Origin of the sequence: Micromonospora sp. RTGN7 (assembly GCF_033804645.1) — a bacterium.
Lineage (GTDB): Bacteria > Actinomycetota > Actinomycetes > Mycobacteriales > Micromonosporaceae > Micromonospora.
Window position 1 is genome coordinate 92,089 of record NZ_JAPZLF010000014.1, and the last position, 20,658, is coordinate 112,746.

Consider the following 20,658-nt stretch of genomic DNA (forward strand, 5'->3'; position numbering starts at 1 on the left):
CCGCTTCGTCGGGCGAGTACGGCCCGACGGCCGACTGCGGCCCTTCGACCGAGTTCAGGCTTACGGCCGACTCCGAGCCTACGGCCGGCTTCGGGGCGGTGGTGGTGTGCAGACCCGCGGTCCCGGGGGCCTGGGCGTCGTCGGCCGGACCCGTCAGGCCATCGAGCCGTCGGACAGGCGACGGCCCGGGCGGCGTGCCACCCGGGCCGGACACGGCACCAGCCGTGATGTCGTCGCGCGTCACCCGATCAGTCCGCAGGCCGGACGATGATGCGCCGGTTGGGCTCGACGCCCTCGGACTCGCTCTCCACCCCGCTCATCGCGTTGACGACGTCGTGGACGCACTTGCGCTCGAACGCGGACATCGGCTCCAGCCGTACCAGCTCGCCGTGCTCCTTGACCTTCTCCACGGCGTTCTTGGCCACGGCGGCGAGCTCCTTGCGGCGGTTGGCCCGGTAGCCTCCGACGTCGAGCAGCAGTCGGCTCGGCGTGCCGGTCTGCCGGAACACCGCCAGCCGGGTCAGCTCCTGGAGCGCCTCCAACGTGGCGCCGCGCTGCCCGACCAGGTTCTGCAACCGGTCGCCGACCACCTCGACGACCGGGCGCCCGCCCGACACCAGCTCGTCGATGTCGCCGTCGTAGTCGAGGATGTCGAGCAGCCCCTCGACGTAGTCCGCCGCGATCTCGCTCTGCTGGAACAGCTCGCTCTCGGCCGGCGCCTTCTTCTCCCGCACGGTCGGCCCGGATTCGGCCTCGGTCTCCTCCGCCTCGGTGTCGTCGGTGGCCTCGATCGGCGCGTTCTCCTCGTCCACTGACTGGTCCGCGCTGGGGATGCTGGTCTCGGTCACGGTCTCATCTCCGTACTCGCTTGGCCGGACCGTCGGGTCCGCTGGTTTCCCGGGCCGGCGGGAGATCGCCGGTGCCCCGGGTACGTCTGTACGGGCCAGTGTCGCCCCGCGGCCGCGCTGTGCGCGGTGGTTCTCCGGCCCGGCGCCTGCCCCTGCGGGGCGGCTGCCAGGGTCGGTCCGTGCGCCGCCGGCTCGGCCGGCGGCGCACGGGAGGACGGTCAGCCCTGGCGCTTGGCCGGGCGGCCCTTCTTCTGGTTGGTCGGCTTGGCACCCGGCTTGGGACCGGCAACCTTCGGGGTGATCGAAGCCTGCTTGACCGGGGCCGGCACGGCCTTGCGACCGAACAGCCCTCCGGCCTTCGCCGGCTGGGCCGGCCCACGGGGGCCGGTAACACCGGTGGCGCCGGTGCGGCCGGGGGTGGGCGGCGGCGGGTACTTGCGCAGCACCCACTGCTGCTGGCCCAGGGTGAACAGGTTGTTGGTGACCCAGTAGATGATCACACCGATCGGGAAGATCGCGCCGGAGATGAGCAGCGACAGCGGGATGCCGTAGAGCATCAGGCGCTGGATCATCTTCTGCTGCGGGTCCTCTGCCCAGCCGGTCTTGAGGATCATCTGGCGGCTGGTGAGGTAGGTGCTGGCCATCATGAGCAGCACCAGGATGCCGGCGATCACCTTCACGGTGGTGCCGTTGGCGCCCAACCGGGCCAGTTCCTCGGCGGTCGAGCCGAACTTGCCGGAGAGCGGAGCCGTGAACAGCTTCGCCTGCGAGGCGCTGTTGAACTGGTCGACCGCCCAGCCGTAGAGAGTCTTCTTGTCCTCCGGCTTGAACGGGTCGAGGCGGCGCAGCACGTGGAAGAGGCCGAGGAAGACCGGGATCTGGAGAAACATCGGAAGGCAGCCCATGAGCGGGTTGGCCTTTTCCTTCCGGTAGAGCTCCATCATTTCTTTCTGGAGCGTCTCCCGGTCACCCTTGTGCTTCTCCTGGAGCTCCTTGACCTTGGGCTGGAGCGCCTGCATGGCCCGCTGGGACTTGATCTGTTTGACGAAGATCGGGAACAGGATCACCCGGACGGTGACCACCAGGAAGATGATGGCCAGGATCCAGGACCAGTTCGTGCCGAGCGCGGCGCCGGCCGGCACCCCGATGGCGTCCCAGGCCGAGTGCCAGGTCAGCAGGATCCACGAGATCGCGTAGTAGATCCAGTCCAGACTGAACAATTCTCAGGCTCCAGTCGCATCGGCGCGGCGGCGGCCGCCCGGCTCGGGCACCGGGTCGTATCCACCAGGGTGAAAGGGGTGGCAGCGCGACAACCGTCGGACCGTGAGACCGGCCCCCCGGAGCGCGCCATGGCGGGACACCGCCTCGATGGCGTAAGCACTGCACGACGGATGGAACCGACAGCGGGCCGGCAACGCCGGACTTATCCACCGACGGTACGCGACGATGGGCCAGGTCAGCACCCGGGCACCCGGGCTCATCGGCCGGGACGGGCCGGAACCGCTGTTCATCGGGATCGCCGCCCACGGGCGGTGCGAGCGGCGGTGAGCGCCGCGTCGAGGTCGGCCCCGAGCTGGGCGTACGACGCCTCGGCCGCAGCCGGCAACGCGCGTACAACCAGGGTGCCTCCGGAAGGCAGGGCCGCCAGCCGCTCGCGGACCAGATGTCGGAGCCGGCGTCGGACCGTGTTACGGACGACGGCGGGGCCGACTGCCTTGGACACGACGAAACCGGCGCGGGCAGGTGTGGAGTTCTCCTCCGCACCGGTGCTCCGCGCCGGCTTCGGCGAGGTATCGGCTGTGGGCCCGGATGTGGCGGGCAGGGTCAGGTGGACGACGAGCGCGCCTCGACCGGCGCGTCGGCCAGCCCGAACCGCTGCGGCGAAGTCGCTGCTGCGCCGCAGTCGTTGCGCGGCTGCCAGCACGACTGCCCACGTCCCCCGGACCGGACCAGTCGGCCTCAGGCCGACAGGCGGGTGCGGCCCTTGGAGCGGCGGGTCGCGAGGATGGCGCGGCCGGCCCGGGTGCGCATGCGCAGCCGGAAGCCGTGGGTCTTCGCGCGCCGGCGGTTGTTCGGCTGGTAGGTGCGCTTGCTCACGTCAGGCTCTCCGTTTTCGTACGCCCCGGGCGCTGGACCGCCGGGATCGTGTGGTGGTCCAGGCCACCTCGGCGGTGGCCCCCGATCGATGCTGCCCGGCGGCGCGGGACCTCGACCAGGCGAGGAAGACGACTGCGGACAGCAAGCACACACCACCCTAGCAGAGGGCGGCAGAGCAGCCGTTCCAGCCTACGCAGGCGGACAACGAGCGTCAAAGCACCCCGGCGCGGCCCCGCCGGCCCCGAGCACGACCGAAGCGGTGGTTTTCACTGATGCCGACAAGGGTCCCCCGCGTCGACGGTTGATGCTCCCCTGCCCACGCTGTTAGCGTGCGCGATTGCGGTCGGCGTCGGCGGCCCGGTTCGCTTCGGCAGGCAAGACCCGACAGGGCAGTGAATCGTTCGGCACGGTGAAACCCGCTTCAGCGCCCGTCCAGACAGGGGGCAGGTCCGACCCGCGTCCGGCGGGAGGCCACAATCGGTCGGTACACAGGCTGTGGATAACTTGTGGATGACGGTTGGCCATTCGGGCTGGACCACAGCGGCGGTCGGGAGCAGAAGCGAGGGGGGCACGACGGTGGCCGGTACGACCGACCTTGCCGCGATGTGGACTGCGGCCACGGACGAGCTCGCCGATGAGATCATCTCCGCGCAGCAGCGTGCGTACCTGCGGCTCACCCGGCTCCGCGCGATCGTGGAGGACACTGCGCTGCTCTCCGTGCCGGACGCCTTCACCCGAGACGTGATCGAGTCCCGGCTGCGGCCGGCCATCACCGAGGCGCTGACCCGGCGGCTGGGTCGGCCGATACAGGTGGCCGTCACCGTGCGGGTAGCAGAGGACGCGGCCGGCCGGCCGGCGGGCACGGTCTACCGCAGCACGCCGGACGCCGGCCAGGGCGGGCCCTCCGACTTCGGCACCTCACCCGCGTTCGACCCGCGCTACGAGGGGCCGGGAGGAAACCGGCACGAACAGTTGCCAGGCTTCCCCACATCCGGGTACCTGGACCGGGGCGAGCAGGAGCACGCCAACCACGGCCGGCCGTCGTCCTCTGAGCGAGGCGGCGGCTACCCGGGGGGCGACGGTGGCTACCCGCAGCACGGCGCGGCGGAACGCCCGGCAACCGAGGATGCCGCCCCGCACCTCCCGGCGGGTACCGACGGCCACCGGCCGGGTCCCGTGCCGGCCAGCCGGGACGCCCAGGAGCCACTGTTCAGCGCCACCTTCGCCGAGCCGCTGGCCCCGCCGAGGCCGGGCCAGGACCGGCGCGGCTACGAGGGGCCGGACACCGATACCCGGCCCTACGAGCCCCGGTACCGGGACGCCGGCCCAAGGCTGCACCGCGACGGCGGCACGGACAGCGGACCGGGGCGCAGTGCCGCGGATCATCGCCCCGGGGGCCGGGACGACCGACGACTGCCCGGCGGCGCGGAGAGTGGGAACCGGCTCAACCCGAAGTACATGTTCGAGACGTTCGTCATCGGCTCGTCCAACCGGTTCGCGCACGCCGCGTCGGTCGCCGTCGCGGAGTCGCCGGCGAAGGCGTACAACCCGCTGTTCATCTACGGCAGCTCCGGGCTGGGCAAGACCCACCTGCTGCACGCCATCGGCCACTACGCCACGACGCTGGGCAACGCCCGCTCGGTCCGGTACGTCTCGACCGAGGAGTTCACCAACGACTTCATCAACTCGCTCCGGGACGACAAGACCAGCGCGTTCCAGCGCCGCTACCGCGACGTCGACATCCTCCTGATCGACGACATCCAGTTCCTGGAGAACCGCGAGCGGACCCAGGAGGAGTTCTTCCACACCTTCAACACGCTGCACAACGCCAACAAGCAGATCGTGATCACCTCCGACCGGTCGCCGAAGCAGTTGGCCACCCTGGAGGACCGGCTGCGGACCCGGTTCGAGTGGGGGCTGCTGGCCGACATCCAGCCGCCCGACCTGGAGACGCGGATCGCGATCCTGCAGAAGAAGGCGGCCCAGGAGCGGCTCTACGCCCCGCCGGACGTGCTGGAGTTCATCGCGTCCCGGGTGTCGAACTCGATCCGGGAGCTGGAGGGGGCGCTGATCCGGGTCACCGCGTTCGCCAGCCTCACCCGGTCGACCGTGGAGCTGTCGCTGGCCGAGGAGGTGCTGCGGGACTTCATCCCGGACGGCGCCGGCCCGGAGATCACCGCAGACCAGATCATGGTCTCCACGGCGGACTACTTCGGCGTGAGCCTGGAGGATCTGCGCAGTCAGTCCCGTTCCCGGGTGCTCGTCAACGCCCGACAGGTGGCCATGTACCTGTGTCGGGAGCTCACCGAGCTGTCGCTGCCCCGGATCGGGCAGGCGTTCGGCGGCCGGGACCACACCACGGTGATGCACGCCGACCGGAAGATCCGCCAACAGATGGCGGAGCGCCGCTCGCTCTACAACCAGATCGCCGAGCTGACCAACCGGATCAAGCAGACCACCTGAGCGACCCACAGCCCACAGCCTCCCGACGCCCGGCCGTACTCGGCCGGGCGTCCTCGCGTTCCGGGACGTGTGACCCCCGCCACTTTTCACCCGGGCCATTCGCTGTCCACAGGGTGCCCGGGGGCCTGACGTCGATCCGCGACCCGGCCGAGGCCGCAGAATCGGCCCGCGATTGTCCACAGCTAACGGTGGTTATCCACAGCGAGTTATCCACCGACGGTGGATAACTACGATCCGTGCCGCACCAGTTACCCACAGGTTGTGGACAAACCCTGGGGACGACCCTGTGGACGACTGTGGACAACGGTCCCGTCATCCACCGGTCTCGGGTGGCCTGTGGATTTCCTGTTGAAGGTTCTGTGGACAACCGCGTCCGGAACCGGCCCGCCTGTCCACAGGACTGGGGAGAAAGTCGGTGGATAACCGGTGGATAACCGGTGGACGGCGGTGGACAACTTTGCCGGCTGGGGCGGCCTGTGGACAACGGGGCAGGTTTTACCCCCGGTTCTCCACAGCTAACCCACCGGTGGATAGTCTGGCTGACCTGCGTAAACTCGTGTTTTCCACAGTTTCCACAGGTGCGATGAAGACGATGAGGTTCTCTTCTATAGAGAACAAAAACCAATCATCACCGTTGGACTTCCTGTGGATCGGCTCGAAACCGCTCGGGGACAGCCCGCTCGGCACCGAGGCGAGCCACGGGGTCGGGCGCACAGCCGATGCCCACGCGCCCTAAGGTGCGATGGGTACCCGCACGTTGGCGGGACGGTGGGCAGCGGTCGGCATGAGAGAGTTGTCGCTGACGTCGACGCGGAGGCTATTGATGAAGTTCCGAGTGGAGCGCGACGCGCTCGCCGAGGCCGTGGCCTGGACCGCGAAGAGCCTGCCCAGCCGGCCGTCCGTACCGGTGCTGGCCGGTGTGATGCTCCGGGTGACTGACGGGAACCTGCAGGTTTCCGGCTTCGACTACGAGGTCTCCAGCCAGGTGGCCGTCGAGGTGCACGGCGACGCCGACGGTGCCGCTCTGGTCTCCGGCCGGCTGCTGGCCGAGATCACCAAGGCGCTGCCGGCCAAGCCGGTGGACATCGCTGCGGTCGGCTCGCACCTGGAGTTGGTCTGCGGCAGTGCCCGGTTCACCCTGCCCACCATGCCCGTGGAGGACTACCCCTCCCTGCCAGAAATGCCGCAGAGCGCCGGTACCGTCGACGCCGCCGCGTTCGCCGCGGCAGTTGCCCAGGTCGCCGTGGCCGCCGGCCGGGACGAGACCCTGCCGATGATGACCGGCGTGCGCGTCGAACTCTCCGGGCGCAACGTGGCGATGCTCGCCACCGACCGGTACCGCCTCGCCCTGCGCGAGATGGAGTGGAACCCCGACGATCCCGAGGTGAGCATCACCGCCCTGGTGCCGGCCCGGACCCTGCACGACACCGCCAAGGCCCTCGGCCCGCTCGGTGGCCAGGTCACCATGGCCCTCTCCCAGGGTGCGGCCGGGGAAGGCATGATTGGCTTCTCCGGCGGCACCCGCCGCACCACCAGCCGGCTGCTCGACGGCGCGAACTACCCGCCGGTGCGCTCGCTCTTCCCCGCCAGCCACAACGCCGAGGCCCGGGTCGCGGTGAGCACCCTAATCGAGGTGGTGAAGCGGGTCGCTCTGGTCGCCGAGCGCACCACGCCGGTGCTGCTCAGCTTCAGCTCCGACGGGCTCGTGGTCGAGGCCGGCGGCACCGAGGAGGCCCGGGCCAGCGAGGCCATGGACGCCACCTTCACCGGCGAGCCGCTGACCATCGGCTTCAACCCGCAGTACCTGATCGACGGCCTGACCAACCTGGGTTCGCAGTTCGCGGTGCTCTCGTTCGTCGACGCGTTCAAGCCGGCCGTGATCTCCCCCTCCGGCGAGGATGGCGAAGTCATCCCTGGGTACCGATACCTCATCATGCCGATTCGCGTCTCCCGCTGATCGCGCATTCCTTGACCCAGACGCAGCGGAGGTAGGAACAGATGCAGCTCGGCCTCGTAGGACTCGGCCGGATGGGCGGCAACATGCGCGAACGGTTGCGCGCCGCCGGGCACGAGGTGGTCGGCTACGACCGCAACACGGAGCTGAGCGATGTCGCCAGCCTGGCCGAGCTGGCCGACAAGCTCGACGCCCCCCGTGCCGTCTGGGTGATGGTCCCGGCCGGGGTCACCGACACCACCATCGACGACCTCGCCGGCATGCTCTGCGAGGGAGACATCATCATCGATGGCGGGAACTCCCGGTTCAGCGACGACGCGCCCCGCGCCGAGCGGCTCGCCGAGCAGGGCATCGGCTACCTCGACGTCGGTGTCTCCGGCGGCGTCTGGGGCAACCAGAACGGGTACGGCCTGATGGTTGGCGGCGCCCAGGAGCACGTCGACCGGCTGATGCCGATCTTCGAGGCGCTCAAGCCGGCCGGCGAGTTCGGTTTCGTGCACGCCGGCCCGGTTGGCGCCGGCCACTACGCCAAGATGGTGCACAACGGCATCGAGTACGGCCTGATGCACGCCTACGCCGAGGGCTACGAGCTGCTCTCCAAATCGGAGATCGTGACCAACGTGCCGGGCGTGTTCAAGTCCTGGCGCGAGGGCACCGTCGTCCGCTCCTGGCTGCTCGACCTGCTTGACCGGGCGCTTGACGAGGACCCGGAGCTGGCCGAGCTGAGCGGCTACACGGAGGACACCGGCGAGGGGCGGTGGACGGTCGACGAGGCCGTCCGGCTGGCCGTGCCGCTCAACGTCATCACGGCGTCGTTGTTCGCCCGGTTCGCCTCCCGGCAGGACGACTCGCCCGCGATGAAGGCCGTTGCCGCGCTGCGTCAGCAGTTCGGCGGGCACGCCGTCCACAAGCGCTGAGCGGTATCCACAACCTGTGTACGTTCGCCGGCTCGAACTGGTCGACTTCCGCTCCTACGAGCAGGTCGGCGTCGACCTGGAGCCGGGTCCGAACGTGCTGACCGGCGCCAACGGAGTCGGCAAGACCAACCTGGTCGAGGCGCTGGGCTACGTGGCGACCCTGGATTCGCACCGGGTCGCCACGGACGCCCCCCTGGTCCGGATGGGCGCGTCCGCCGCAGTGATCCGGTGCGCGGTGGCGCACGACGGACGTGAGCTGCTGGTCGAGCTGGAGATCGTCCCCGGCAAGGCCAACCGGGCCCGGCTGGGTCGTTCGCCCGCCCGGCGGGCGCGGGACGTCCTCGGCGCGCTGCGGCTCGTGTTGTTCGCCCCGGAGGACCTGGAACTCGTCCGTGGCGACCCGGCGGAGCGCCGCCGCTACCTCGACGACCTCCTGGTCAACCGCCAGCCCCGGTACGCCGGGGTGCGCGCCGACTACGAGCGGGTGGTCAAACAGCGCAACGCCCTGCTGCGCACCGCCTACCTGGCCCGCAAGACCGGCGGGTCGCGGGGCGGCGACCTGTCCACCCTCGCGGTCTGGGACACCCACCTGGCCCAGCACGGTGCCGAGTTGCTCGCCGGCCGGCTGGAGCTGGTCGCCGCCATCGGCCCGCACGTCACCAGGGCGTACGACGCGGTAGCGGCGGGCCGGGGCGGAGCGGAGATTCTGTACCGGCCGTCGGTGGAGCTGACCGACCCGACGCCCGACCGGGAGACACTCGTGGCGGCCCTGACCACGGCGCTGGCCGAGTCTCGCTCCGCCGAGGTGGAGCGCGGCACCACCCTCGTCGGCCCGCACCGTGACGATCTGGTGCTCAACCTCGGCCCGCTGCCCGCCAAGGGGTACGCCAGCCACGGCGAGTCCTGGTCGTTTGCGCTGGCCCTGCGACTGGCCGGATACGATCTGCTCCGTTCCGACGGCATCGAACCGGTGCTGGTGCTCGACGACGTCTTCGCCGAGTTGGACGCGGGCCGCCGGGAGCGGCTGGCGGAGCTGATCGGCGGGGCCAGCCAGGTGCTGGTCACCTGCGCCGTGGACGACGACGTGCCGGCCGGCCTGCGGGGCACCCGGTACCGGGTGGAAGAGGGGACGGTGCGTCGTGTCGGATGAGCCGGAGCTTCCGCCGGCCCGCATCGGGCCGCCGCGTCCGCCGCAATCGGGACGGACGGGTCGCACCCCGACCGGCCCGTCGGCCGGCGGTGCCGGCGGTGGCGGTGCCGGCGGTGGCGGTGCCGGCGGTGGCGGTGCCGGCGGTGGCGGTGCCGGCGGTGGCGGTGCCGGCGGTGGCGGCGGTGGCGGTGCCGGCGGTGGCGGTGGCGGTGGGGGCGAGGCATCCGCCGGGCCGGAACTGGCCCGGGCGGTGCTCGACGCCGCGAAGGCCCGGCGCGATGCGACCGCCCGCACCCGACGGCGCAGCCCGGTACCCGGCGGCGATGGTGAGGGCGGTCGGCGGCTGCGCGGCTATTCCGGCCCCGGGCCGGACCCGCGTGACCCGCAGTCGCTGAGCACTGTGCTCAACCGACTGGTCAAGGCGCGGGGCTGGACGCTGCCGGCGGCCGAGGCGACGGTCTTCGGCGCGTGGGAGCGGGTGGTCGGCTCGGAGGTCGCCCAGAACAGCCGCCCGGTGAAGCTGGAGAACGGCGAGCTGACCGTCGAGGCCCGGTCGACTGCGTGGGCGACCCAGCTGCGGCTGCTCGCCGGCTCCCTGCTCAGGCAGATCGCCAGCGAGGTGGGCCACAACGTGGTGCGCAAGCTGCACATCCACGGCCCGGCCGCGCCGTCCTGGTCCAAGGGGCCGCGCCGGGTCCGGGGGCGAGGACCCCGGGACACGTACGGCTGACGATCAGTCCCCGGCGTGCCGGACCTCTCGCTGGGCGCGCTTGAGTTCCCGCTGCTCCCGGCTCCACTGCTTGCGCCGCTCCAGGTCCTGCTTCCAGGCATCCCGGGCGTGGCGCGAGCCGCCCTGCACCGCCCCCTGGACCTGGGAGGGGCCGGCGAGGTTGCGGAACACCCAGCCCATGAGGCGACCCCCGCTGCCCGAAGAGTCGCCCACCTGCTCGTCGCCGCTCATCCGCCTGGCCTTCCCTCGCCGACAGGGCATAGTTTGTACACCAACAATTGGTACACCAATCATTGCTACGATCGCAACGGCGACGACGAGGAGGCCGTGGTGCACGACCGGTGGGAGGGAGATCCCCTGGCGCTGGAGCAGCAGGTCTGCTTCGCGCTCTCCGTCGCCGCGCGGGGCGTGGTCGCCGTCTACCGTCCGCTGCTGGAGCCGATGGGTCTGACCCACCCGCAGTACCTGGTCATGCTCGCGCTCTGGCAGCACGCGCCGCTGTCCGTACGGGAACTCAGCCGTCTGTTGCAGCTCGACCCCGGGACGCTGTCGCCCCTGCTCAAGCGACTGGAAGCCGCCGGGTACGTCCGGCGCGAGCGCGACCCCGCCGACGAACGCAGCCTGGCCGTGACACTCACCGCGAGCGGAGAGGCCCTGCGTGTCCGCGCCGAGGAGATCCCTCCGGCGATCGTGCGGCGGCTCGGGATGCCGATCGAGGAGCTGCGGGACCTGCACACCGCCCTGACCCGGGTGATCGCGGCGACCAGCCGGGCCGCCCCGGGCGACCCTGCAGCCCCGGAGACCGCCGCCCCGGCGTGACCCGCACCGGGGCACCCGGTACGGGCCGGCGCGAACTCGCCCCCGGCGACCCGGTGCTGACGGGGCCGGCGGATCAGGCGTCGGCGTAGACGGCGAAGCCCCGGTCGGCGCAGCGGCGGTAGAAGGCGGCCAGCACGCCCAACTCGGCGCAGGTGAAGTCCCACTGCGGCGGCCCGCCGTTCTCGTCGCGCAGCGCGTCCAGCCGGCTGGCCAGCCAGCGCAGCTGCTGCTCCGCGAGGCGACCGTCGGCGAGCAGACCGCGCAGCACGGTGCTGACCGAGTCGAAGGTGACCGTCTCCCCGTGCGGGCGGTGCCCGGTGACGAAGCGCTCCACGCCGCCGGCGATCCAGGCGCAGCCGTCCGGGTCGATCACCGGATCCTCGTCCTCGGCGGCGGCGTCCGTGGCGTAGAGCACATTTTCGAGCCCGAGCAGGAGGTCGACCAGTTCGGTGTACGCCGTGGCCCGGACCGTTCCGGTCTTGGCGATGTGTTCCGCGAGGGCCGCCGTCGGCGCGGATACCCCCGGCACATCGACGATCTCGCCGAAGTCGACGAACTCGGCCGGTGCGACCGGATCGTAGAAGCGGCCGGTCCGCGGCCAGTGCACCGCGACATTGTCCAGCCCCATCTGGCGTCACCCCTTGAGCATGTGTCGAAGCGTTCGGGTCGATCGTCCTGTTCCGACCGGAAAAGATCAAGACGAGCCACGCTGGGCGCGCCGCAAAGGTACGCCCACCGCCCGCTCCGGCGCGACCCCGGCCCTCGGCGTTCCGGGCCGACCCGGCTGCGGCGCGATTCCTTACTCCGGGGTTCGCCTGTAGGGGGGGCCGCGGGTGGCGCGGTTCGGTCGGCTACGAAGTTCTCAGCCGCCGGGAAGGGGTGCCTAGTGGTGGTTCTGTCGTCCGCGCACAGTAAGATTGAGGGCGAGACGAAGACCCGACATGGAGCGACGGACCCGGGCCCACCGGGCCCACGATCATTGTTCCACGTCGGGTTGAGCCGATCGCGATCCGCGGGCAACCGCGGCGACCGGTGTTTCGGCCCGTGCCCGGAGCGTTCCCGGTGTCGGTCCGCGCGCCGACGTCGCGTCCTGTCCGCCGAACCCGCGCCCGACGTGCCGCTTGCGGCGCGGGTGGCGCGAGAAAGTGGCCGAGGGTGGCAGCGCAGGACAAGCAGGAGTACGGCGCCGAGTCGATCACCGTCCTGGAAGGGCTGGAGGCCGTCCGCAAGCGGCCCGGCATGTACATCGGGTCGACCGGTGAGCGCGGTCTGCACCACCTGGTGTGGGAGGTCGTCGACAACGCCGTCGACGAGGCGCTGGCCGGACACTGCGACACCATCGACGTGGTGCTGCTGGCCGACGGCGGGGTCCAGGTCACCGACAACGGCCGGGGCTTCCCGGTCGACCTGCACCCCAAGCTGAAGAAGCCGGGCGTCGAGGTCGCGCTGACCGTGCTGCACGCCGGCGGCAAATTCGACGGCAAGGCGTACGCGGTCTCCGGCGGCCTGCACGGCGTCGGCGTGTCCGTCGTCAACGCCCTCTCCCACCGGATGGCGGTGGAGATCCACAAGTCCGGCTTCGTCTGGCGGCAGAAGTACACCCACTCCAAGCCGGGCCCGCTGGACAAGGGCGAGACCACCGACCGCACCGGTTCCAGGGTCGAGTTCTGGCCCGATCCCGACATCTTCGAGACCGTCGACTTCGACTTCCAGACCATCTACCGCCGCATCCAGGAGATGGCCTTCCTCAACCGCGGCCTCACCATCCACCTGCTCGACGAGCGGGTCGCGGAGGGCGAGGAGGGCAAGCCGCGCGAGGTCACCTTCTGCTACAAGGGCGGCATCGCCGACTTCGTCCGGCACCTCAACGCCTCGAAGAACCCGATCCACAAGACGGTGGTCGAGTTCGGTTCCGAGGAGGAGGGCATGTCGGTCGAGATCGCCATGCAGTGGAACGAGTCGTACGGCGAATCGGTCTACACCTTCGCCAACACGATCAACACCCACGAGGGCGGCACCCACGAGGAGGGCTTCCGGTCCGCGCTGACCAGCGTGGTCAACCGCTACGGCGCGGACAAGAAGCTGCTCAAGGGCGACGAGAAGCTCTCCGGCGAGGACATCCGGGAGGGCCTGGCCGCGATCATCTCGGTCAAGCTGGCCAACCCGCAGTTCGAGGGCCAGACCAAGACCAAGCTCGGCAACACCCCGGTGAAGGGCTTCGTGCAGCGGGTCTGCAACGACAGGCTCGTGGACTGGTTCGACCGGAACCCGGCCGAAGCGAAGATGATCATTACTAAGGCGTCGCAGGCGGCGCGGGCGCGGATCGCCGCGCAGCAGGCGCGCAAGCTGGCCCGCCGCAAGTCGCTGCTGGAGTCCGGCTCGATGCCGGGCAAGCTGGCCGACTGCCAGTCCACCGACCCGCGCGAGTCCGAGGTGTTCATCGTCGAGGGCGACTCGGCGGGCGGCTCGGCCAAGCAGGGCCGGGACCCGCGCACCCAGGCGATCCTGCCGATCCGCGGCAAGATCCTCAACGTGGAGAAGGCCCGGATCGACCGGGTGCTGAAGAACACCGAGGTCCAGGCGCTGATCACCGCGCTGGGCACCGGCATCCACGACGACTTCGACATCGAGAAGCTGCGGTACCACAAGACCGTGCTGATGGCCGACGCCGACGTGGACGGCCAGCACATCCAGACGCTGCTGCTCACCCTGCTGTTCCGCTTCATGCGGCCGCTGGTCGAGCTGGGCCACGTCTACCTGGCCGCCCCGCCGCTCTACAAGATCAAGTGGAACAAGAAGGGCGACGACGCGCAGTACGCCTACTCGGACCGCGAGCGGGACGGGCTGATCGCGCTGCGCCAGCAGAAGAAGCCGAACGCCAAGCCGGACGACATCCAGCGGTTCAAGGGCCTCGGCGAGATGAACTATCCCGAGCTCTGGGAGACCACGATGAACCCGGGCACCCGCACCCTGCGCCAGGTCACGCTCGACGACGCGGCGACTGCGGACGAGCTGTTCAGCGTGCTGATGGGTGAGAACGTCGAGGCGCGCCGCTCGTTCATTCAGCGCAACGCCAAGGATGTCCGTTTCCTGGACATCTGACGGACCGGGCGGGCCGCCCGGGTAGTCGACCGGGCGGCCCACTCATCCACAGGGTTATCCACAGCACGGCCGGTTTCCACAGCGGTTATCCACAGCACGAAACCGACTCTGATTCTGATAAGGGTTAACAGTGACCGATACCCCCGAGTCCTCCCCGAGCGAGCCCGAGGTCCCCGAGGTCCCCGAGGTCCCCGCCGCCGCAGTCGTGGCGCACGACCGCATCGAGCCGGTCGGGCTCGAGGTGGAGATGCAGCGCTCCTACCTCGACTACGCGATGAGCGTCATCGTCGGGCGGGCACTGCCGGACGTCCGGGACGGGCTCAAGCCGGTCCACCGCAAGATTCTCTACGCGATGTTCGACTCCGGTTACCGGCCGGACCGCGGCTACGTGAAGTGCTCCCGGGTCGTCGGCGACGTGATGGGCCAGTTCCACCCGCACGGCGACTCGGCCATCTACGACGCGCTGGTCCGGATGGCACAGTCCTGGTCGCTGCGTTACCCGCTGGTCGACGGCAACGGCAACTTCGGCTCGCCCGGTAATGACCCGGCTGCGGCCATGAGGTACACGGAATGCAAGCTCGACCCGCTGGCGATGGAGATGCTGCGGGACATCGACGAGGACACCGTCGACCTCCAGGACAACTACGACGGCCGGGCCAAGGAGCCCACCATCCTGCCGTCGCGGATCCCGAACCTGCTGATCAACGGCTCCGAGGGCATCGCGGTCGGCATGGCCACCAAGATCCCGCCGCACAACCTGCGCGAGATCGGCGCGGCCGTGCAGTGGTGCCTGGAGAACCCGGAGGTCGACGAGGCCACCACCCTCGACGCGCTCATCGAGATCGTCAAGGGCCCGGACTTCCCCACCTATGGCCTGATCGTCGGCACCCAGGCCATCCAGGACGCGTACCGGACGGGCCGGGGCTCGATTCGGATGCGGGCCGTGGTGGAGGTCGAGGAGGACAAGCGGGGCCGGCCCTGCCTGGTGGTCAGCGAGCTGCCCTACCAGGTCAACCCGGACAACCTGGCCGAGCGGATCGCCGAGCTGATCAAGGAGGGCAAGCTCGCCGGCATCGCCGACATCCGGGACGAGTCCTCCGGGCGTACCGGCATGCGGATCGTGCTCGTGCTCAAGCGTGACGCGGTCGCCAAGGTGGTGCTCAACAACCTCTACAAGCACACCCAGCTCCAGGAGACCTTCGGCGCCAACATGCTGGCGCTGGTCGATGGCGTGCCGCGCACGCTGAACCTGGCCCAGTTCCTGCGCTACTACGTCGAGCACCAGATCGAGGTGATCCGTCGGCGGGCCGCGTTCCGGCTGCGTAAGGCCCAGGAGCGGGCGCACATCCTGCGCGGTCTGTCCAAGGCGCTGGACGCCCTCGACGAGGTGATCGCCCTGATCCGGCGCTCGCCGACGGTCGATGACGCCCGGCAGGGCCTGATCCGGCTGCTGGAGATCGACGAGATTCAGGCCACCGCGATCCTGGACATGCAGCTGCGCCGGCTCGCCGCCCTGGAACGGCAGCGCATCCTCGACGACCTGGGCAAGCTCGAGATCGAGATCGCCGACCTCAAGGACATCCTGGCCAAGCCGGAGCGGCAGCGGCGGATCGTCTCGGAGGAGCTCGGCGAGATCATCGCGAAGTGGGGCGACGAGCGGCGGACGAAGATCCTGCCGTTCGACGGCGAGGTCTCCATGGAGGACCTGATCGCCCGCGAGGACGTGGTCGTCACCATCACCCGCACCGGGTACGCCAAGCGGACCAAGGTCGATCTGTACCGCTCGCAGCGGCGCGGCGGCAAGGGAGTCAGCGGGGCCACGCTGCGGCAGGACGACATCGTCAGCCACTTCTTCGTCTGCTCCACACACGACTGGATGCTGTTCTTCACGAACAAGGGCCGGGTGTACCGGGCCAAGGCGTACGAGCTTCCGGAAGCCAGTAGGGTAGCCAAGGGCCAGCACGTGGCCAATCTGCTCGCGTTCCAACCGGACGAGCAGATCGCGCAGATCATCGAAATCCCGAACTACCAGGTGGCGCCCTACCTGGTACTGGCCACGAAGAACGGCCTGGTGAAGAAGACGCGGCTCGAGGAGTTCGACTCCAACCGTTCCGGCGGAGTCATCGCGATCAACCTGCGCGATGAGGACGAGCTGGTCGGTGCTGCCCTCGTGGCCCCGTCCGACGACCTGCTGCTGGTCTCCAAGAACGCCCAGGCGATCCGCTTCAACGCCACCGATGAGGCGCTGCGGCCGATGGGCCGGGCCACGTCGGGCGTGATCGGCATGCGGTTCACCGACGAGGACGTCCTGCTGGCGATGGAGGTCGTTCGCGAGGGCCTGGACGTTCTGGTGGCCACGAACGGGGGATACGCCAAACGTACCCCGATCGAGGAATACCCGGTCCAGGGCCGGGGAGGTAAGGGCGTGCTGACTGCGAAGATCACCGAGCGGCGCGGTGGTCTGGTCGGCGCTGTGGTGATCCACCCGGACGACGAGCTGTTCGCGATCACCAGCAACGGTGGCGTCATCCGGACTCCGGTGAAGCCTGTACGCCGTACGCGTGACCGGAACACAATGGGGGTCAAGCTGATGGACCTCCCGGACGGCGTGACTATCGTGGCGATTGCTCGCAATGCCGACGAGCCTGACGAACAGGACTAGTTGATGACGGAGACACAGGCGAAGTCGGGGAACAAGGGGACCTCGGCCAACCCGGTCGACGAGGAGGCCGCCGCGAAGGGCGGCACACCAGCGACCGGCCGCGCGGCCGTGGGCCGGGCAACCGTTCCCGCCGACGCGCCTGCCCCGAAGTTCACCCGGGCCCCCGGTATGGCACCGCCGCCGGAGAAGCCCGGCGACGGCTCGGGGGCCGGTGACAAGACGGAGACATCCGGAATCGACGCGCCCACCTCCGTGGTGGCTCCGGCTGCGGGGGCGGGCGGTGCCGCTCATCCGGGGACGACACAGCCGATTCGTACCGGCAGCGGCCAGCCGGCCGGCAACGCGGCCACCGGCACGATGCCGCGAATCGGTGGGGGCACGACCAAGCCCCAGCCGGACGGTGGCCGTCCGGGCGGCACGAATCGCCCCGCCAACGGCGGCGGGCTGCCGCCGGGGGTCGCCGGTGCGTCCGCTGTCGGGGCCGCGCGCGTCGGTGACGCGGTACGCGCCGCGCGCACCTCGGTCAGTTCGGCCGCGTCGCGCGGGCCGCGCAGGGCCCGGCTGAACCTCAAGCGGATCGACCCGTGGTCCGTGATGAAGTTCGCCTTCGCCGTCTCCGTGGTGCTCTTCATCGTGGTGGTCGTCGCCACCTCGGTGCTCTACCTGGCGTTGGACGCGATGGGCGTGTTCCAGAGCGTCAACGAGAGCCTGGCCGACCTGGTCAACGCCGGCGGGCAGAGCGCCAGCAGCTTCCAGATCACGGCCAAGGGCGTGATCCTCAGCTCGGCCTTGATCGGCCTGGTCAACGTCGTCCTGTTCACCGCGCTCGCCACCCTCGGGGCGTTCGTCTACAACGTCTGCGCCGACCTGGTCGGCGGGATCGAGCTGACGCTCGCTGAGCGCGACTGATCGCACCGACGCCGGGACGTGCCGCGTAAAGCGGTCGTCCCGGCGTCGTGCGTCCGGGTAATTTCAGTCGTACGGCGAGGCGCGCAGCGGCAGTCGGCCCCCGATTTGGGGCGCGGCGGGCGGATGCGTTAGCCTTGGACGTCGCCATACGGGGCTATAGCTCAGTCGGTTAGAGCGCAGAGCTGATAACTCTGAGGTCGCTGGTTCGATTCCAGCTAGCCCCACCGCACATCGTTCCGACGGCTTTCGAGCGCGAGGGGTCGCCCCATGTTCAAGAAGCTTCTGATTCTGGCCGGCGTGGTCGGAGTGGCCGCCGTGGTGGCCAGGAAGATCAAGGCTTCGAACGACGAGCGCGCTCTGTGGCACGAGGCGACCACCGCCCCCGACCTGCGCTGAGGCGTTCCTCCGACTGCCAGCTCCCGGCGGCTTCGTCCGCCCTTGGGGCCCTAGCTCAACTGGCAGAGCACTGCCTTTGCAAGGCAGGGGTTAGGGGTTCGAGTCCCCTGGGCTCCACTCGGCTCCCGTGCAGGTCACGGGACCTTTTCCTCCCCCTCGTCGCCCTCGTTTGATCGATCGCTGTCATCGGCGGTCAGCGAGTCGTCAGCAGGGGCCGCGAAAACCCCTCGGACGAGCCGGTGAAAGTCGGCCGGCGTGTGCGTGTACCGGTTGAGCGTGGTCGACGCCTGTTCGTGTCCCATGACCGCCTGGACGACGTTGACGGGTACGCCGCTGGAGATGAGCCCGGTGGCGTAGCCGTGCCGCAGGTCGTGGAACCGTAGCCCGCCGGACGCCTTGACCGCGACGTGCGCCACCGCGTCCCGGTGCGTGGTGAACTCCGTCGCCCACTCCGCGGCTTCCTTATCGCGCCAGGCAGCCCGAAACCGGTGCGGGCCGGTCTCCGTGATGATGCCGAGCAGCCCGGCGCGCACGAGCGAGGGCCGCCACACCTGGCGCCGGAAGTTGCTCCGTAGCATCGGGTCGCCTACCTGGTTGGTGAAGACCCGATCGGTGGCGTCGGGGTTCGTCCGCTCCCGGTGACGTACCAGCTCGGCGCGTAGGAACGGCGGCACGGGAACCGTGCGCCGGCTCTGCGCCGTCTTTGGGTACGGCTTGTCGGCCGAGTGCCCGTTGACCTCGATCACGACGCGCCGCACGGTCAGCGTGGCGTCCTGGCCGTCGTCGTCCGGCAAGTCGATGTCGGTCCACCGCAGCCCGAGGCATTCACCCCATCGCAGCCCCGCCCCGGCCGCCGCCGCGACAACGGGGCGGTGCCATTCCGGAGTGCTCGGAAGAAGTAGCTCCGTCACCTGATCGAACGTTAGCGGGAGCTGTCCGCCCGCCCGTTTGCGCTGCGACGGCAGGCGCACGCCTTCACACGGGTTGAACGCGATCAGCCGGCCACGTACCGCCGTCACGAGGATCGACGACAGCAGCGAGTGACACGAGGCGACGGTAGCCGGCGACAGCTCCCGGCCCATGAGCGTGACCCACTCCTGAACGGCCAGGTGGTCAATGCGGGCGACCGACCACGCGCCCCACTGCGGTAGAAGCCGCGCCTTCAGCCGCGAGGTCCACGCGGCGAGCGTGGTTGCCTCCACCGACCGCGAGGCAAGCCAGCGCTCCGCGTACGTGCCGAACCGAGTCTTGCCGGCGGTGGGGTCGACGTAGGTTCCCTGGCTCACGGTCGTTTCCGTGGCCGCGAGGTACGCGGCGGCTTCTTTGCGGGTGCGAAAGGTCTTGGCCTTCTGACGGCCGGCCGGGTCGCGCCAGTTGGCGCGGAAGGTGCCGGAAGGCGTCTTGACGATGTGTCCCACGGTTGTGGATCTCCTCGTGTTGGTGACGGTGTGTTATCTGTGGGGGTGCTGGTCATGGGCTAGCTAGCAGCGGTTGCGGGGGGCGTGGTTCGCGTTCTGGCGGGGGTTCGGGGTGTTTCCGCTGGTGGGTTGCTAGTTGCTAGTGGCCTGGTGGTGTCGGGGTTGGACTGCTAGCGGGGGTGCTAGCGCTAGCGGGGTGGGGTGCTAGCGCTAGCAGGGACGGCGGCCTGTGGCTGCGGTTACGGACGGTGCATCTCTGCGGGTGGTCGGTTCTAGCCCGGCTGAACCAGTTGGGATGGTGGTTCAGTCGGGTTGTCGGTCGGCGGGCCGGTGGTGGGGATAGAGGGATAGGGGCCAGGTGGTGGGTGGTGTGGGCCGCTAGCGGGGCCGCTAGGTCTAGCGGGTGTTGGGGCTAGACCTAGCGGCCCCGGGCTGGCTACGCGCCGTTGCGGTGGCGGTGGCGCTGTTCCTGGCGTTCGATGCGGTCGAGTTCCCGGCCTACGTCTTCGGTGCTGGCCTCGGGGAGGTTGTTCAGCCACTCGTGTAGCCGGCGCTTGGGGATGAGCCACCGGCCGCCGAGTTTGATGGCGGGGATGTCGCCGGAGCGGACGAGGGCGTAGGTAGAGCCGAGGGACAGGGACAGCAGGTGTGCGGTTTCGGCGACGGTGTAGACGGCCCGGCCGACCGGCGCGGGGGTGGCGGTGGTGGGGATGCCCCCCGCCCCGGTCGGGCCGGTGGGGTCGGGTGCGGGGCGTTGTGGGAACGGGATGACCGTGCTCACGGGGTTCCTTCCGTCGGTCGGTGCCAGGTAGTGCTGCTAGTAGCGATCGGCGAAGTAGTTCCGGCCGGATGCTGCACGCCGGCAGTCGGGCGGGCCGGCGCAGTGACGACTCCGGTTGCGGCTAGGAGCTGGCGGGGGCGGCTGTCGGCCAATTGCCGGTCGGGACAGGGTGCCGGTAGCGGGGTCCTAGACGGCTAGATCGCTGGTGGTGGCCCGTGCGGGCTCCTAGGGCTGGTCCTAGGTCTAGGAGGTGGCTGGTCCTAGGGCTAGAGGCCCGGTGGCCGGGTTGGGTGGGCGGCTGTGTGGCTCTGAGTGGGCCGTTTCGCGCCGGCCTGGCCTCTGTGGGCCGGCGCGAATGGTGGTGGGGGCGTTGACACGTTGACAGTCCTTCCGTTCGCTGGTGTTCGTGCTG

General features: G+C 70.0%; 19 protein-coding genes and 2 tRNA genes. 12 read left to right on the top strand and 9 right to left on the bottom strand.

The annotated features are described in order from the left end of the window. Positions 1-248 precede the first annotated feature (248 nt). The 5 genes from SNR22_RS20980 to rpmH all read right to left on the bottom strand — a co-directional run bounded on the left by SNR22_RS20980 (position 249) and on the right by rpmH (position 2,945). A complete protein-coding gene (locus tag SNR22_RS20980; protein WP_320068327.1) occupies positions 249-848 on the bottom strand; it encodes a protein jag in 600 nt (199 codons plus the stop codon). A 218-nt stretch (positions 849-1,066) separates the two neighbouring features. After that, positions 1,067-2,068 (bottom strand): membrane protein insertase YidC, encoded by a 1,002-nt coding sequence (gene yidC, locus SNR22_RS20985; protein WP_320068328.1) that lies wholly within the window; start codon positions 2,066-2,068, stop codon positions 1,067-1,069. Between the two features lie 3 nt (positions 2,069-2,071). Further along, on the bottom strand, positions 2,072-2,359 hold the full coding sequence (gene yidD / locus SNR22_RS20990; RefSeq protein ID WP_320068329.1) for a membrane protein insertion efficiency factor YidD: 288 nt from the start codon (positions 2,357-2,359) through the stop codon (positions 2,072-2,074). Beyond that, complete coding sequence (rnpA, locus tag SNR22_RS20995; protein ID WP_320068330.1) at positions 2,356-2,772, bottom strand: ribonuclease P protein component; 417 nt, start codon at positions 2,770-2,772, stop codon at positions 2,356-2,358. Before rnpA ends, yidD begins: the two co-directional genes overlap by 4 nt. A 35-nt stretch (positions 2,773-2,807) precedes the next feature. Further along, complete coding sequence (rpmH, locus tag SNR22_RS21000) at positions 2,808-2,945, bottom strand: 50S ribosomal protein L34 (protein ID WP_320068331.1); 138 nt, start codon at positions 2,943-2,945, stop codon at positions 2,808-2,810. A 576-nt stretch (positions 2,946-3,521) separates the two neighbouring features. Between rpmH and dnaA the strand changes: the two genes are divergently transcribed. The 5 genes from dnaA (at position 3,522) to SNR22_RS21025 (ending at position 10,159) form a co-directional block, all read left to right on the top strand. Next, a complete protein-coding gene (gene dnaA, locus SNR22_RS21005) occupies positions 3,522-5,408 on the top strand; it encodes a chromosomal replication initiator protein DnaA (protein WP_320068332.1) in 1,887 nt (628 codons plus the stop codon). 823 nt (positions 5,409-6,231) lie between these two features. After that, positions 6,232-7,365, top strand: coding sequence for a DNA polymerase III subunit beta (dnaN, locus tag SNR22_RS21010; RefSeq protein ID WP_320068333.1), 1,134 nt, complete (start codon positions 6,232-6,234; stop codon positions 7,363-7,365). 41 nt (positions 7,366-7,406) lie between these two features. Further along, a complete protein-coding gene (gene gnd, locus SNR22_RS21015; protein ID WP_320068334.1) occupies positions 7,407-8,279 on the top strand; it encodes a phosphogluconate dehydrogenase (NAD(+)-dependent, decarboxylating) in 873 nt (290 codons plus the stop codon). A 16-nt stretch (positions 8,280-8,295) separates the two neighbouring features. Then, entirely contained in the window at positions 8,296-9,429 is a 1,134-nt protein-coding gene (gene recF / locus SNR22_RS21020; RefSeq protein WP_320068335.1) for a DNA replication/repair protein RecF, read from the top strand. Next, complete coding sequence (locus SNR22_RS21025) at positions 9,419-10,159, top strand: DUF721 domain-containing protein (protein WP_320068336.1); 741 nt, start codon at positions 9,419-9,421, stop codon at positions 10,157-10,159. The genes recF and SNR22_RS21025 overlap by 11 nt, the downstream gene beginning before the upstream one ends. Before the next feature lie 3 nt (positions 10,160-10,162). On the opposite strand, the gene SNR22_RS21030 is transcribed toward SNR22_RS21025, so the two are convergent. Then, positions 10,163-10,390 carry a hypothetical protein gene (locus SNR22_RS21030; protein WP_320068337.1) on the bottom strand — a complete coding sequence of 76 codons (228 nt, stop codon included), beginning with the start codon at positions 10,388-10,390 and terminating at the stop codon, positions 10,163-10,165. A gap of 99 nt (positions 10,391-10,489) precedes the next feature. Between SNR22_RS21030 and SNR22_RS21035 the strand changes: the two genes are divergently transcribed. Beyond that, on the top strand, positions 10,490-10,978 hold the full coding sequence (locus SNR22_RS21035; protein WP_320068338.1) for a MarR family transcriptional regulator: 489 nt from the start codon (positions 10,490-10,492) through the stop codon (positions 10,976-10,978). A 73-nt stretch (positions 10,979-11,051) separates the two neighbouring features. Here SNR22_RS21035 and SNR22_RS21040 read toward each other — a convergent pair whose 3' ends face one another. Next, a complete protein-coding gene (locus tag SNR22_RS21040) occupies positions 11,052-11,606 on the bottom strand; it encodes a hypothetical protein (RefSeq protein WP_320068339.1) in 555 nt (184 codons plus the stop codon). A gap of 527 nt (positions 11,607-12,133) precedes the next feature. Here SNR22_RS21040 and gyrB point away from each other — a divergent pair. From gyrB to SNR22_RS21070, 6 genes are all read left to right on the top strand, one after another. Further along, positions 12,134-14,080, top strand: coding sequence for a DNA topoisomerase (ATP-hydrolyzing) subunit B (gene gyrB / locus SNR22_RS21045; protein WP_320068340.1), 1,947 nt, complete (start codon positions 12,134-12,136; stop codon positions 14,078-14,080). A 130-nt stretch (positions 14,081-14,210) separates the two neighbouring features. Next, on the top strand, positions 14,211-16,742 hold the full coding sequence (gene gyrA, locus SNR22_RS21050; RefSeq protein ID WP_320068341.1) for a DNA gyrase subunit A: 2,532 nt from the start codon (positions 14,211-14,213) through the stop codon (positions 16,740-16,742). Between the two features lie 3 nt (positions 16,743-16,745). After that, a complete protein-coding gene (locus tag SNR22_RS21055) occupies positions 16,746-17,651 on the top strand; it encodes a DUF3566 domain-containing protein (protein WP_320068342.1) in 906 nt (301 codons plus the stop codon). 150 nt (positions 17,652-17,801) lie between these two features. Then, positions 17,802-17,875 (top strand) — tRNA-Ile (locus tag SNR22_RS21060). 43 nt (positions 17,876-17,918) lie between these two features. Then, positions 17,919-18,047: a DLW-39 family protein gene (locus SNR22_RS21065; protein ID WP_320068343.1), complete on the top strand. Its 129-nt coding sequence runs from the start codon at positions 17,919-17,921 to the stop codon at positions 18,045-18,047. Positions 18,048-18,091: 44 nt separating this feature from the next. After that, positions 18,092-18,164: transfer RNA gene (locus SNR22_RS21070), tRNA-Ala, on the top strand. Between the two features lie 17 nt (positions 18,165-18,181). Here the strand turns inward: SNR22_RS21070 and SNR22_RS21075 are convergent. Beyond that, on the bottom strand, positions 18,182-19,465 hold the full coding sequence (locus SNR22_RS21075; RefSeq protein ID WP_320068344.1) for a site-specific integrase: 1,284 nt from the start codon (positions 19,463-19,465) through the stop codon (positions 18,182-18,184). A gap of 436 nt (positions 19,466-19,901) precedes the next feature. Continuing rightward, complete coding sequence (locus SNR22_RS21080; RefSeq protein WP_320068345.1) at positions 19,902-20,246, bottom strand: helix-turn-helix domain-containing protein; 345 nt, start codon at positions 20,244-20,246, stop codon at positions 19,902-19,904. Positions 20,247-20,658 lie beyond the last annotated feature (412 nt).

Bases quoted from the DNA above. Each gene is read 5' to 3' on its own strand.
- yidD (WP_320068329.1), bottom strand. From the start codon at position 2,359: ATGAACAGCGGTTCCGGCCCGTCCCGGCCGATGAGCCCGGGTGCCCGG.
- dnaN (WP_320068333.1), top strand. From the start codon at position 6,232: ATGAAGTTCCGAGTGGAGCGCGACGCGCTCGCCGAGGCCGTGGCCTGG.
- gnd (WP_320068334.1), top strand. From the start codon at position 7,407: ATGCAGCTCGGCCTCGTAGGACTCGGCCGGATGGGCGGCAACATGCGC.
- SNR22_RS21030 (WP_320068337.1), bottom strand. From the start codon at position 10,390: ATGAGCGGCGACGAGCAGGTGGGCGACTCTTCGGGCAGCGGGGGTCGC.
- SNR22_RS21040 (WP_320068339.1), bottom strand. From the start codon at position 11,606: ATGGGGCTGGACAATGTCGCGGTGCACTGGCCGCGGACCGGCCGCTTC.
- SNR22_RS21055 (WP_320068342.1), top strand. From the start codon at position 16,746: ATGACGGAGACACAGGCGAAGTCGGGGAACAAGGGGACCTCGGCCAAC.
- SNR22_RS21065 (WP_320068343.1), top strand. From the start codon at position 17,919: ATGTTCAAGAAGCTTCTGATTCTGGCCGGCGTGGTCGGAGTGGCCGCC.